The sequence below is a fragment of the Pseudomonas putida genome, from assembly GCF_016406145.1.
GTDB classification, from domain to species: Bacteria; Pseudomonadota; Gammaproteobacteria; order Pseudomonadales; family Pseudomonadaceae; genus Aquipseudomonas; species Aquipseudomonas putida_E.
Genome location: NZ_CP066306.1, coordinates 4,610,465 through 4,622,962 on the forward strand (window position 1 = coordinate 4,610,465; position 12,498 = coordinate 4,622,962).

10 protein-coding genes are annotated in these 12,498 nt (G+C 63.5%); 5 read left to right on the forward strand and 5 right to left on the reverse strand.

What is annotated here, in order from left to right:
- Window positions 1–7: 7 nt before the first annotated feature.
- Entirely contained in the window at window positions 8–2,071 is a 2,064-nt protein-coding gene (locus JET17_RS21275; RefSeq protein WP_012315997.1) for a PhoX family protein, read from the forward strand.
- 110 nt (window positions 2,072–2,181) lie between these two features.
- On the opposite strand, the gene gspK is transcribed toward JET17_RS21275, so the two are convergent.
- Entirely contained in the window at window positions 2,182–3,147 is a 966-nt protein-coding gene (gene gspK, locus JET17_RS21280) for a type II secretion system minor pseudopilin GspK (protein WP_012315998.1), read from the reverse strand.
- 145 nt (window positions 3,148–3,292) lie between these two features.
- Here gspK and tatA point away from each other — a divergent pair, with 145 nt between their 5' ends.
- From tatA to tatC, 3 genes are read left to right on the forward strand one after another with little or no spacing between them, the layout of a single operon-like run.
- Entirely contained in the window at window positions 3,293–3,526 is a 234-nt protein-coding gene (tatA, locus tag JET17_RS27880; protein WP_012315999.1) for a twin-arginine translocase TatA/TatE family subunit, read from the forward strand.
- On the forward strand, window positions 3,526–3,816 hold the full coding sequence (gene tatB / locus JET17_RS21290; protein ID WP_012316000.1) for a Sec-independent protein translocase protein TatB: 291 nt from the start codon (window positions 3,526–3,528) through the stop codon (window positions 3,814–3,816). Before tatA ends, tatB begins: the two co-directional genes overlap by 1 nt.
- The gene (gene tatC, locus JET17_RS21295) at window positions 3,813–4,571 is read left to right on the forward strand and encodes a twin-arginine translocase subunit TatC (RefSeq protein WP_012316001.1); all 759 of its coding nucleotides are present in this window, start codon (window positions 3,813–3,815) and stop codon (window positions 4,569–4,571) included. Before tatB ends, tatC begins: the two co-directional genes overlap by 4 nt.
- Window positions 4,572–4,614: 43 nt before the next feature.
- On the opposite strand, the gene JET17_RS21300 is transcribed toward tatC, so the two are convergent.
- Both JET17_RS21300 and purL read right to left on the reverse strand, forming a co-directional pair.
- Window positions 4,615–4,926 carry an NIF3 1 gene (locus tag JET17_RS21300; protein WP_012316002.1) on the reverse strand — a complete coding sequence of 104 codons (312 nt, stop codon included), beginning with the start codon at window positions 4,924–4,926 and terminating at the stop codon, window positions 4,615–4,617.
- Between the two features lie 3 nt (window positions 4,927–4,929).
- The gene (gene purL / locus JET17_RS21305) at window positions 4,930–8,829 is read right to left on the reverse strand and encodes a phosphoribosylformylglycinamidine synthase (RefSeq protein ID WP_012316003.1); all 3,900 of its coding nucleotides are present in this window, start codon (window positions 8,827–8,829) and stop codon (window positions 4,930–4,932) included.
- 223 nt (window positions 8,830–9,052) lie between these two features.
- Between purL and mltF the strand changes: the two genes are divergently transcribed.
- Window positions 9,053–10,510 carry a membrane-bound lytic murein transglycosylase MltF gene (gene mltF / locus JET17_RS21310; protein WP_012316004.1) on the forward strand — a complete coding sequence of 486 codons (1,458 nt, stop codon included), beginning with the start codon at window positions 9,053–9,055 and terminating at the stop codon, window positions 10,508–10,510.
- A 104-nt stretch (window positions 10,511–10,614) separates the two neighbouring features.
- Here the strand turns inward: mltF and tadA are convergent, their stop codons facing one another.
- Both tadA and JET17_RS21320 read right to left on the reverse strand, forming a co-directional pair.
- The gene (tadA, locus tag JET17_RS21315; protein WP_012316005.1) at window positions 10,615–11,094 is read right to left on the reverse strand and encodes a tRNA adenosine(34) deaminase TadA; all 480 of its coding nucleotides are present in this window, start codon (window positions 11,092–11,094) and stop codon (window positions 10,615–10,617) included.
- Entirely contained in the window at window positions 11,094–12,479 is a 1,386-nt protein-coding gene (locus JET17_RS21320; RefSeq protein ID WP_012316006.1) for a multicopper oxidase family protein, read from the reverse strand. The genes tadA and JET17_RS21320 overlap by 1 nt, the downstream gene beginning before the upstream one ends.
- Between the last annotated feature and the right edge of the window lie 19 nt (window positions 12,480–12,498).

A 12,498-nucleotide genomic window follows, 5' to 3' on the forward strand; every position in this document is an offset into this window, starting at 1 on the left:
CACCCTGATGAGTCGAGAAACCGGCGACAACCTGGACCGCAACCACAGTGGCAACCTGCCGATGGCCAGCGTCATGGACGCCTACCTAAGCCGTCGCAGCGTGATGCGCGGCAGCCTGGGTGCCGCTATCGCCATGATTGCCGGTACCGGCCTGACCGGCTGCTTCGACAGTGGTGGCGGTTCCGACAACGATGACCCGGCAACCGAGCCGCCGGTTACCGAACCTGAAGTACCGAAACTGGCGCTGGGCTTCCAGTCCATCGCGGGTTCGCGCACCGACGCCTGTGTCGTCGCCGCCGGCTACAGTGCCTACGTGCTGGCACCGTGGGGCACGCCGATCAACAGCAACGGCAACCCCTGGAAACCGGACGGCAGCAATACCTCCAGCGACCAGGCCAACGCCATGGGCATGCACCATGACGGCATGCACTTCTTCCCCATCAATGGCAGTTCCGAAGACGGCCTGCTGGCGATCAACTTCGAATACATCGATGCCGCCGCCCTGCACCCCAACGGCCCGACCACCGACGCCAGCGGCAATCGCCCGGCCGAAGAAGTGCGCAAGGAAATCAACGCCCACGGTGCCGGCGTGGTGCGCCTGCAGAAGCTCAACGGGCGCTGGCAGGTGGTCGACAACGACCCGCTCAACCGCCGTTTCACCACCGCCTCACGCATGGAAATCACTGGCCCGCTGCGTGGCACCGACCACGTCAAGACCAAGTATTCGGCTGACGGCACGCACTGCCGCGGCACCAACAACAACTGCGGCAACGGCTACACCCCGTGGGGCACTTACCTGACCTGCGAAGAGAACTGGCCTGGCATTTTCGTCAACAAGGACACCCGTCCGGAGGACCAGCGACGCATCGGCGTAGGCACCTCCAGCGGCCAGTACAAGTGGGAGACCGCTGCTGGTGACAACACCGAAGAAAACGATGAGTTCGCCCGCTTCGACGTGACCATCAAAGGTGCCAGCGCCACCGACGACTACCGCAACGAAGCCAGCACCTATGGCTACATCGTCGAAATCGACCCGTACAACAGCAGCACCCTGGCCACCAAGCGCACCGCACTCGGCCGCTTCCGCCACGAAGGTTGCTGCCCGGGCCTGCCGGTGGCCGGTAAACCGCTGGTCTGGTACATGGGCGACGACTCCAATAACGAGTACCTGTACAAGTTCGTCTCCACCGCCGTGTGGGATGCCGCCGACGCAAGCCCGGCCGACCGCCTGGCCACCGGCGCCAAGTACATGGACCAGGGCAAGCTCTACGTGGCCCGTTTCAATGCAGACGGCACGGGCGAGTGGATTCTGCTCGACGTGACCACCGCCACCACGGCAGGCAGCACCCTCGGGGCGCTGTACGGTGACCTGGCAGGCATCATCCTCAACACCCGTGGTGCAGGCGATGCAGTGGGTGCAACGCCGATGGACCGCCCGGAATGGACAGCGGTCAACCCGCTCAATGGCGACGTCTACCTGACCCTGACCAACAACAGCGCGCGCACCCCGGAAAAAGTCGATGCGGCCAACCCGCGTGGCCCGAACCGCCACGGCCACATCATCCGCTGGCACGACAGCGACGATCAGGTGAGCTTTACCTGGGATATCTTCGTGTTCGGTGCCAACGCCGCCGGCACCGCGGAGATCAACCGCTCGGGCCTGACCGAACTCAACCAGTTCGCCAGCCCCGACGGCATGAGCTTCGATAGCCGTGGCGTGTTGTGGTTCGAGACTGACAACGGTGAGAGCACGGTCACCGATTACACCAACGATCAGTTGCTGGCAGTGATCCCTACCGACCTGGTGGATGCCACTGGCAAGCAGGTACCGGTCAATGCACAGAACCAGGTGGACTTGCGTCGCTTCTTCGTCGGGCCGAACGGCTGCGAGGTGACCGGGATTGCCTTCAGCCCGGACAACAAGTCGATGTTCGTCAATATCCAGCACCCGGAGAACTGGCCGTACACCGACAAGGCCACCGATGTAACCCCAGCGGGGACCACGGTACGGCCGAGGGCTTCGACCGTGGTGATCCAGCGCGATGATGGCGGGGAGATCGGGACCGTCTGATCCGTTTTTGCATCAGGGCCGCTGCGCGGCCCAATCGCCGGCAAGCCGGCTCCTACAGGTGTGGGAGCCGGCTTGCCGGCGATTGGGCTGCACGGCAGCCTTGAACATGATCACCAGACCATTGGCGCCCGACTCTTCACCCGCACCTGCTGCGCCGGCACCCGCGCATGCCACTGCACCACCCCCAACGCCTCCAGCTCAAACGCGCTGCGTATCGTCCTGCCCTGTTCTTCGAACGAAAGCTGCAACTGAAAATGCCCACTGTTGAGCAGCAACCCTTCGCTCAACCGCTCAAAGGTTTCGTCATCCACCGCCCCCAGCGCCTGACGCAACGCCGCAGCATCTACATAGCCCGACGCCGGCCGACCACTGACGATGCGGCTGAGCAACGAACGGGGATACCGCCCTTCATAAAGCGCCTCCAGCAATGGCAGATGCTCCAGGCCTACAGCATTGGCATTCAGGCGCCAGCCGGTGGTCTGCGGCAAAGCACACAACATTGGATAACGGCGCTGGCGGGAGGCATCCGGTTCGAGCAGCAGGTTCAACTCACTGGTATCCAGCATCGGCTGATTGGCCGCCAGACGAGGCGGCTGCTGGCGCAGATACTGAGCACTTTCGGCGCCCTGCAGGCGCGCATCGCTGTCGCTGTCGAGCCAGTCTGCCAAGGCGTCGACCAGACGTTGCGCGGCCATGTTGTCACCCAGCAAACGCCGTAGCTGGCGCTCGGCACGTTCACCGTCATCCCCCAGCAGCGCGTTGACGTTGAAACAGGTGTGCTGGTCGTACACCCGCAGTTGTGCCTGGCCGGCGCCAAAGTCGTAGTTCAAAGGTTGCCCCCGCAGCGCCTGCCAGAACAGCGGGCTAAGCCGCCAGGCGGGGTCACGCAAGGCCTGCTCGGCATAGGCCAGGCCAGCCTGTTCCATGGCCCGCACCTGTACCCGCTGGCGCAGCAACTGCACGTCATCGACCTGGCGCCGCCCATCCTCCACCAGCCAGGCCATCCCCGCCGCGAGCATCGCCAGTACCACCAACACCATCAGCAGTGCGGCGCCCTGCTGTCGCTTGCCACCCATGGCGCAGCACTCCTCTTATCGAACAAGGCGCCAGTCAACAGGGGAGTTGTTGCAGGCAGATTGCAAATACCTTGCAGTCATGTTCGCGTCATCTACGCGAGGCAGGATTGGCCTTTCTTTTCATGGCCTTACAGGAGTGGTCGTAATGGGTGGCATCGGAATCTGGCAGCTGGTGATCGTACTGATAATCGTGTTTCTGCTGTTTGGCACTAAACGCCTCAAGGGTCTGGGCAGTGATGTTGGCGAAGCGATCCAGGGCTTTCGCAAGTCCATGGGGGGCGACAGCGATGCCAGCACCCAAACTGCACCGCAGCAGGTACAACAGGAGCCACTGACCCGTTCGCCTGTGCCACAGCAGCAAGCGGATCGGCAGGCCTGATGTTCGAGGTAGGCTTCAGCGAGATGCTGCTGGTGGGCATCGTCGCGCTGCTGGTGCTTGGCCCGGAACGCTTGCCGGTCGCTGCGCGCACTCTGGGCCGTGGCCTGGGCCAGGCGCGTCGGGCAATGCAGGGTTTGCGCGCGCAGATGGAACGCGAAATCGACATGCCCAACCTCGACAGCGCGCCATTGCAACGCCTCGAGCAGGAGCTGCGCCAGGGCATCAGCCTCAAGGCGGAACCGGCCACTGACGCTGCAACGGTCACGGTCATTCGGGAGACCACCTCATGAGTATCGCCCTGGACCCGGCGGCACACATGCCGCTCACCGGTCACCTGCGCGACCTGCGCAAGCGCCTGGTGCGCTGCCTGCTACTGGTCGCGCTGGTGTTCGCCGGCCTGTTCCCCTTCGCCCAGCAGCTCTACACACTGATTTCCGAACCGCTGCGCCGCTTCCTCCCGGAAGGCGCCAGCATGATCGCCACCAGTGTCACCTCGCCGTTTCTCACACCGTTCAAGCTGACTGCGATGTGCGCGCTGTTCGTGGCCATGCCGCTGCTGCTGCATCAGGCCTGGGGCTTTCTTGCGCCGGGTCTTTACCGCCGCGAGCGGCGCATCGCCCTGCCCTTGCTGGTGTCGAGCATCGTGCTGTTCTACGCCGGCATGGCGTTCGCCTTCTACCTGGTATTCCCGATGATGTTCGGCTTTTTTGCCAGCGTGACGCCGGACGGCGTAGCGATGATGACCGACATCAGCCAGTACCTGGACTTCATCATGGCGCTGTTCCTGGCGTTCGGCCTGGCCTTCGAGATCCCGGTAGCAACGTTCATCGTGGTGTGGGTGGGGCTGGCCGATGTGGTCACGTTGCGGCGCAGCAGGCCCTACGTGATCGTCGGCTGCTTTGTGGTGGGGATGATCCTGACGCCGCCGGATGTGTTTTCACAGACCATGCTGGCGGTGCCGATGTGGGTGCTGTTCGAGGTGGGGTTGCTGGCGTGTGCGGGGTTGCGGCGGGAGGGGCAAGCGCCGCAGAGCGTCGCTGAATGAAGCGGGTTCATCGCCGGCAAGCCGGCGATGAGCTCAGCTCGGTCTAGAAGTCGGCGAGGCGCCAGACTTCGTAGGCCGGTGTTTCGTAAGGATGGCTCTGCCTGAGCGCAGCGACGACCTGTGCAATCAGGTCGTCGGCCACTACCAGCTCCACTTTCCATTCCTCCACCACCTCGACCTGGCCGGTTTGCCCAAGGAACGGCTGGCTGCCGTCCAATGGGCGAAACTGGCCGTGGCCCAGGGTTTGCCAGGCGCAGTGGTCGTAGCCGCCGATACGGCCGCCACCGGCGGCGAACACGGCGGCCTTGACCACGTCGACGTGGCTGGCCGGGACGAAGAAGGCGAGCTTGTACACGCCTTAGTTCACCCAGACGCGCGCGTTGCGGAACATACGCATCAGAGCGGCGTCTTCCTGCCACTCATCCGGGCGCCAGGAGTTCTGCACGGCGCGGAACACGCGCTCCGGGTGCGGCATCATGATGGTCACGCGGCCGTCGCGGCTGGTCAGGCCGGTGATACCACGCGGCGAGCCGTTCGGGTTAGCCGGGTAGGCTTCGGTGACCTTGCCGTGGTTGTCGACATAGCGCAGCGCCACGCAACCGGACAGGTCGGCTTCCAGCAGTGCCTCTTCGCTGGCGAATTCGGCATGGCCTTCGCCGTGAGCAATGGCGATCGGCATGCGCGAACCGGCCATGCCCTGCAGGAAGATCGAGTTGGACTTCTGCACCTCGACCATGGCCACACGGGCTTCGAACTGCTCCGAACGGTTGCGCACGAAGTGCGGCCAGTACTCGGTGCCCGGAATCAGCTCGTGAAGGTTGGACATCATCTGGCAACCATTGCACACGCCAAGGGCGAAGCTGTCGGTACGCTCGAAGAAGGCCTGGAATGCATCACGGGCACGGGCGTTGAACAAGGCCGACTTGGCCCAGCCTTCACCGGCACCCAGCACGTCACCGTAGGAGAAGCCACCGCAGGCAACCAGGCCCTTGAAGGCTTCGAAGTCGACGCGGCCAGCGAGGATGTCGCTCATGTGCACATCGATGGCGGCGAAGCCGGCGCGGTCGAAGGCGGCAGCCATCTCGACCTGGCCGTTGACGCCCTGCTCACGCAGGATCGCCACTTGCGGGCGCACACCCTTCTTGATGTACGGCGCAGCGATGTCCTCGTTGACGTCGTAACCAACCTTGACCGACAGGCCAGGGTTGTCTTCTTCGAGAAGCGCGTCGAACTCCTGGTCGGCGCAGTCGGCGTTGTCACGCAGGCGCTGGACCTGGTAGCTGGTCTCAGCCCACTGGCGCTGCAGCATGCGACGGTCGTCGTCGAACAGCACTTGGCCGTTCAGGCTGATGGACACCTCGGCGTTGTTGACCGGTTTGCCAATCACCGCCACGCAACCTTCACCCAGGCCTGCGGCGCTGAACTGCGCCAGCACGTCCGGGGTTGCATCCTGGCGAACCTGGATGACTGCGCCCAGCTCTTCGTTGAAGAGGATGGCCGGCACGTCATTGCTGTTGTCGGTCAGCGGGTCCAGTTGCAGATCGAGACCGCAGTGGCCGGCGAAGGCCATTTCCAGCACGGTAGTCAGCAGACCGCCGTCGGAACGGTCGTGGTAGGCCAGCAGGTGGCCGTCGGCGTTCAGGCCCTGGATCACGGCGAAGAACGCCTTGAGGTCTTCGGCGTCGTCGACGTCCGGAGCCTGGGCGGCGATCTTGCCAAAGGTCTGGGCCAGGATCGAAGCGCCCATGCGGTTCTTGCCGCGGCCCAGGTCGATCAGGATCAGGTCAGTCTCACCCTTGTCCATGCGCAGTTGCGGGGTCAGGGTCTTGCGGATGTCGGTGACCGGGGCGAAGCCGGTGATGATCAGCGACATTGGCGAAGTGACGCTCTTCTCGACGCCGTCTTCACTCCACTTGGTCTTCATCGACATGGAGTCCTTGCCTACCGGAATGGTCAGGCCCAGCTCCGGGCACAACTCCATACCGACAGCCTTGACGGTGTCGTACAGACGGGCGTCTTCACCTGGGTGGCCGGCAGCGGACATCCAGTTGGCCGACAGTTTGATGTCGGACAGCTTTTCAATCTGCGCTGCAGCCAGGTTGGTCAGGGTTTCACCGATCGCCATACGGCCGGACGCTGGCGCGTCGAGCACTGCCAGCGGCGTGCGCTCACCCATGGCCATGGCTTCACCGGTGTACACGTCGAAGCTGGTGGCCGTGACGGCGCAGTCGGCCACCGGTACCTGCCACGGGCCGACCATCTGGTCGCGGGCCACCAGGCCGGTGATGGTGCGGTCGCCGATGGTGATCAGGAAGCTTTTGCTCGCAACCGCCGGGTGGTTCAGGACACGCTGCACGGCGCTGTCCAGGTCTACCTTGCTCGGGTCGAAATCATCGCCCAGTTCAGCTTCGCGGGTCACCGAACGGTGCATGCGCGGCGGCTTGCCCAGCAGCACGTCAAGCGGCATGTCCACCGGCGTATTGCCGAAGTGGCTGTCGGTCACGGTCAGGTGCGGCTCTTCGGTCGCCTCGCCAACGACGGCGAACGGGCAGCGCTCGCGCTCACAGATAGCCTGGAAGCGCTCGAAGTCAACAGCGCTGACGGCCAGCACATAACGCTCCTGCGATTCGTTGCTCCAGATTTCGTGCGGGGCCATGCCCGGCTCGTCATTGGGCACGTTGCGCAGTTCGAAGCGGCCACCGCGGCCACCGTCGTTCACCAGTTCAGGGAAGGCGTTGGAAATACCGCCGGCGCCGACGTCATGGATGAAGGCGATCGGGTTCTTGTCGCCCAGCTGCCAGCAACGGTCGATGACCTCCTGGCAACGGCGCTCCATTTCCGGGTTTTCGCGCTGCACCGAGGCGAAGTCCAGGTCCGCCGAGCTGGCACCGGTGGCGACCGACGAAGCGGCGCCGCCGCCCAGGCCGATCAGCATGGCCGGGCCACCGAGCACGATCAGCTTGGCGCCGACGGTGATTTCGGCCTTCTGTACGTGGTCTTCACGGATGTTGCCCATACCGCCGGCCAGCATGATCGGCTTGTGGTAGCCGCGCACTTCTTCACCGTGCGGGGTGTTGATGGCCTGCTCGAAGGTACGGAAGTAGCCGGTCAGAGCCGGGCGACCGAATTCGTTGTTGAACGCTGCGCCACCCAGCGGGCCTTCGATCATGATGTCGAGGGCGTCAACGATACGCTCAGGTTTACCGTACGCCTGCTCCCATGGCTGTTCGAAGCCCGGGATGCGCAGGTTGGACACGGTGAAGCCGGTCAGGCCGGCTTTTGGCTTGGCGCCACGGCCGGTTGCACCTTCGTCACGGATTTCGCCACCAGAGCCGGTGGAGGCGCCGGAGAACGGAGCGATGGCGGTCGGGTGGTTGTGCGTCTCGACCTTCATCAGGATGTGCACCGGCTCCTGCACCGCGCCGTACTGGCGGGTCTCAGGGTTCGGGAAGAAACGACCGGCAACGTTGCCGACGATCACCGAGGCGTTGTCCTTGTACGCAGACAGCACGCCTTCGCTGTGCATCTGGTAGGTGTTCTTGATCATGCCGAACAGGCTCTTTTCCTGAGCCTGGCCGTCGATGTCCCAACTGGCGTTGAAGATCTTGTGGCGGCAGTGTTCGGAGTTGGCCTGGGCGAACATCATCAGTTCGATGTCGTTCGGGTTGCGTTTGAGGCCCTGGAAGGCGTTGACCAGGTAGTCGATCTCGTCTTCGGCCAGGGCCAGGCCCAGCTCGATGTTGGCCTTGGCCAGCGCGTCGCGGCCACCGGCCAGGATATCGACCGACGTCATCGGCTTGGGCTGGGCGTGGCTGAACAGGTCGCTCGCCTGCTCCAGCTGTGCGAGCACACGCTGGGTCATGCGGTCGTGCAGTTCGGCGGCGACAACGGCGGCGTCGGCGTCGCTCAGGTCACCGGCAACGTAGTAGGCGATGCCGCGCTCCAGGCGCTGGATCGACTGCAGGCCGCAGTTGTGGGCGATGTCGCTGGCCTTGCTGGCCCAAGGCGAGATGGTGCCCAGGCGCGGCACGACCAGGAACAGGCGGCCAGTCGGCTCCTGCACCGGCACGCTCGGGCCGTACTTGAGCAGACGGCCCAGCACCTGCTGCTGGTCGGCGGTCAGCTCGCCGTCGACATCGGCGAAGTGGGCAAATTCGGCATACAAACCAGTAACAGCGGGGACTTTCTGGCTCAGTTGCTCGAGTAATTTACCGTGGCGAAAGGCAGAAAGGGCAGGAGCGCCGCGCAGGATCAACATCGTCGGGACAGCCTCAGGAAGGGGTGTGCTTAGAGGCCGTGCATTCTAGCCTAATTCCGCGGCTTGCGGCACCCGCCAGAGGGCAATGCTGCCGGGCGGCGGAACCGGACTTCGGGGTCAAAAAAAAACGACAAGCCGCAAGCTGCATCACAGAACGCGCTACCAGACAACCTGGCAGTTGTCGAGATATGGCGCCCCCCGTCCTTTGCGTATACTGCAAGCTATGTTCGCCCATACTGCTTTGCGCCAGCGTTGCGCCAAATGGCTTTTCGCAACCGGTCTCTTTCTGTTGCTCGGTGCCTGCGTTGAAAAACCCAGCACCCTCGAGCGCGTGAAGGAGGACGGCGTGCTGCGCGTGATCACCCGCAACAGCCCGGCCACCTATTTCCAGGACCGCAATGGTGAAACCGGCTTCGAGTACGAGCTGGTCAAGCGTTTCGCCGACGATCTTGGCGTCAAGCTGGAGATCGAGACCGCCGACAACCTCGACGAACTGTTCGACGACCTGGGTAAACCCTCCGGTCCGGTGCTGGCAGCAGCCGGCCTGGTCAACAGCGAGCGGCGCAAGACCCAGGCCAGGTTCTCCCATCCTTACCTGGAAGTGACCCCTCAGGTCATTTATCGCAACGGCCGCTCGCGCCCAACAGACCCCAAGGGCCTGGTCGGCAAGAAAATCATGGTGCTCAAAGGCAGCAGCCACGCCGACCAGCTGGCCGAACTGAAAAGGCGGTATCCGGGCCTGGAATACGAAGAGTCCGACGCGGTCGAGGTGGTCGACCTGTTGCGCATGGTCGATGAAGGGCAGATCGACCTGACGCTGGTCGACTCCAACGAACTGGCGATGAACCAGGTGTACTTCCCCAACGTGCGGGTGGCTTTCGACCTTGGCGAAACCCGTAACCAACGCTGGGCGGTCGCCCCGGGCGAAGACAACAGCCTGCTGAACGAAGTCAACGAATTCCTCGACAAATCGCAGAAAAACGGCACGCTCCAGCGTTTGAAAGACCGCTATTACGGCCACGTCGACGTGCTCGGTTACGTGGGCGCCTACACATTTGCGCAGCATTTGCAGCAGCGCCTGCCCAAATACGAAAAATACTTCAAGAGCTACGCCAAGGTCGAGCAGGTGGACTGGCGCCTGTTGGCCGCGATCGGTTATCAGGAATCCTTGTGGCAACCGGAAGTCACTTCCAAGACCGGCGTACGCGGCCTGATGATGCTGACCCAGCGCACCGCCCAGGCAATGGGCGTGTCCAATCGCCTGGACCCGAGACAGAGCATCAAAGGTGGTGCCAAATACTTCATGCTGGTCAAGCAGCAGCTTGACGACAGCATCAAGGAGCCAGACCGTACCTGGTTCGCCCTGGCGGCCTACAACGTCGGCAGCGGCCACCTTGAAGACGCGCGCACGCTGGCCAAACGAGAAAAGCTCAACCCGAACAAGTGGCTGGACGTGAAGAAGATGCTACCGCGCCTGTCGCAGAAACAGTGGTACCGCCAGACCAAGTACGGTTACGCCCGTGGTGGCGAGCCGGTGCATTTCGTGGCGAACATCCGTCGCTACTACGACATCCTCACCTGGGTGACCCAGCCGCAGCTCGAGGGCCAGGTGGCCGAGGGCAACCTGCACGTGCCGGGGGTCAACAAGGACAAACCGGCGGAACAGTCACCGCCGATGTAGGCGCTGCCTTGTGTTGCGAAAGGGGCGCACAGCTGTCCCGGGTTCAATATTGAGGCATGAAAGGCGGGGCTGCCTTGCAGCCCTTTCGCGACACAAGGCCGCTCCTACGACTTGGCGCGCCGCGCCTTGAAGAATTCGCTCAATATTGCGCCACATTCCTCGGCCAGCACCCCTCCTTCGAACATTACCCGATGGTTCAGGAAGCCCTGGCTGAAAAATTGCCCCTGGCTCTGCACGATGCCGGCCTTGGGCTCCAGCGCGCCATACACCACCCGGGCCACCCGCGAATGCACGATCAGCCCTGCACACATGCTGCAAGGCTCCAGGGTCACATAAAGGGTGCTGCCCGGTAGACGGTAATTGCTCGCAGACTTTGCCGCCGCGCGGATGGCGACCATCTCGGCATGGGCACTGGGGTCGCTGTCGATGATCGGCCGGTTGAAGCCCTGCCCGATCACCTGGCCGTGCTGCACCAGCACCGCACCCACCGGCACCTCGCCCAGCGCGGCACCTTGTGCCGCCAGGTCCAGGGCCATGCGCATGAATTCCTGATCACGGCTGCGATCGATGATCTGTGGGCGCATCAGACCACCGCAATCGCGGCCATCAGGCCGGTTTCCATGTGGTCGATGACATGGCAGTGGAACATCCAGGTGCCTGGATTATCGGCCACCAGCGCCACCTGGGCCCGCTCGTTCTTGCCCAGCAGGTAGGTATCGGTGAACCACGGCTCGACGATCTTGTGCCTGTTGGAGGCAATGACCTTGAAGCTCATGCCATGCAGGTGGATCGGGTGCTGGTACTGGGTCATGTTCTTCAACTCGAAGATGTAGCTCTTGCCTTGTTGCAGCGTGGCGATCGGCCGGTCGGCGCAGGTCTTGTCGGTGATGTCCCAGGCTTGACCATTGATCTGCCAAAGGCTCGGCGGCCTGCCATTTTCGGTGTTGACCGAAACCTTGCCCACCCATTCGAAATTGAAGTTCAGCTTCTCGGCATTCTCCAGGTCCGGCTCGGCCACCGGGTTTGGCGGCAAGGCAGGCGGCCAGTCGCCGGGCGCATCGTTGCTGGGTACCGAGCGCAAAGTGCCCAAGCGCACGAAGCCGTCGCGCAGGGAAATCTCTTCACCTGCCTCGGGGATGCGGATCGCCAGGCAGATACGCATGCCTGGCCCCAGCCAGTACTCGTCATCGAGCACACGCGGGGTGACCGGGTTACCATCGAGGGCGTAGATTCTGGCCTCGTGATTGCCGCCCTTGAGGTTCAGGCGGTAGGTCCAGGTGTTGTCCAGGTTGAGCAGACGCAGGCGCACCACCTGCCCGGCCGGTAATTCGGTTACCGAGTCAGCCTGGCCATTTATGGTGATCAGCCGGCCGGCGGTACCATTGCGCGCCGCTTCGCGGGGGATGCTGAACGGCAGCCAGGCACCCTGCTCGTCCACGTGCCAGTTCTTCAGGCTCAGCGTGCGCTCATGCAAAAAACCGGTGGGCTCACGCTCCTCGACGATCAGCGGGCCGACCAGGCCGCGGCCGAGTTCTTCAGAGCTGCTGACGTGCGGGTGGTACCAGTAGCTACCGGCGTCAGGCACGCGGAACTTGTAGTCGAAATACTCGCCCGGCTTGACCGGCAACTGCGACACATACGGCACACCGTCCATTTCCAGCGGCAGACGGATGCCATGCCAGTGAATGGTGGTTTCCACCGGCAGGTGGTTGATGAAGCGTACCCGCAACCAGGTGCCTTGGCGAACCCGCAACTCGGTGCCTGGCGCAGACGGGCCGAACGCCCAGGCCTCGGTCTTGAAGCCGGGCACAAGCTCGACCTCCAGTGGCGCCGCGATCAGCTCGTAGTCGTGCCCGGCATTCTCGTCCTCTACCTTGCCCAGCCAGTACCGCGCTGCGCCTCCGGCGCCCAGGCCTACTACAACCAGGCCGGTGAGGCCCTTGAGCATTTGTCGACGGGTGAAGGACATCGGTGCGGGTACCTCGTTT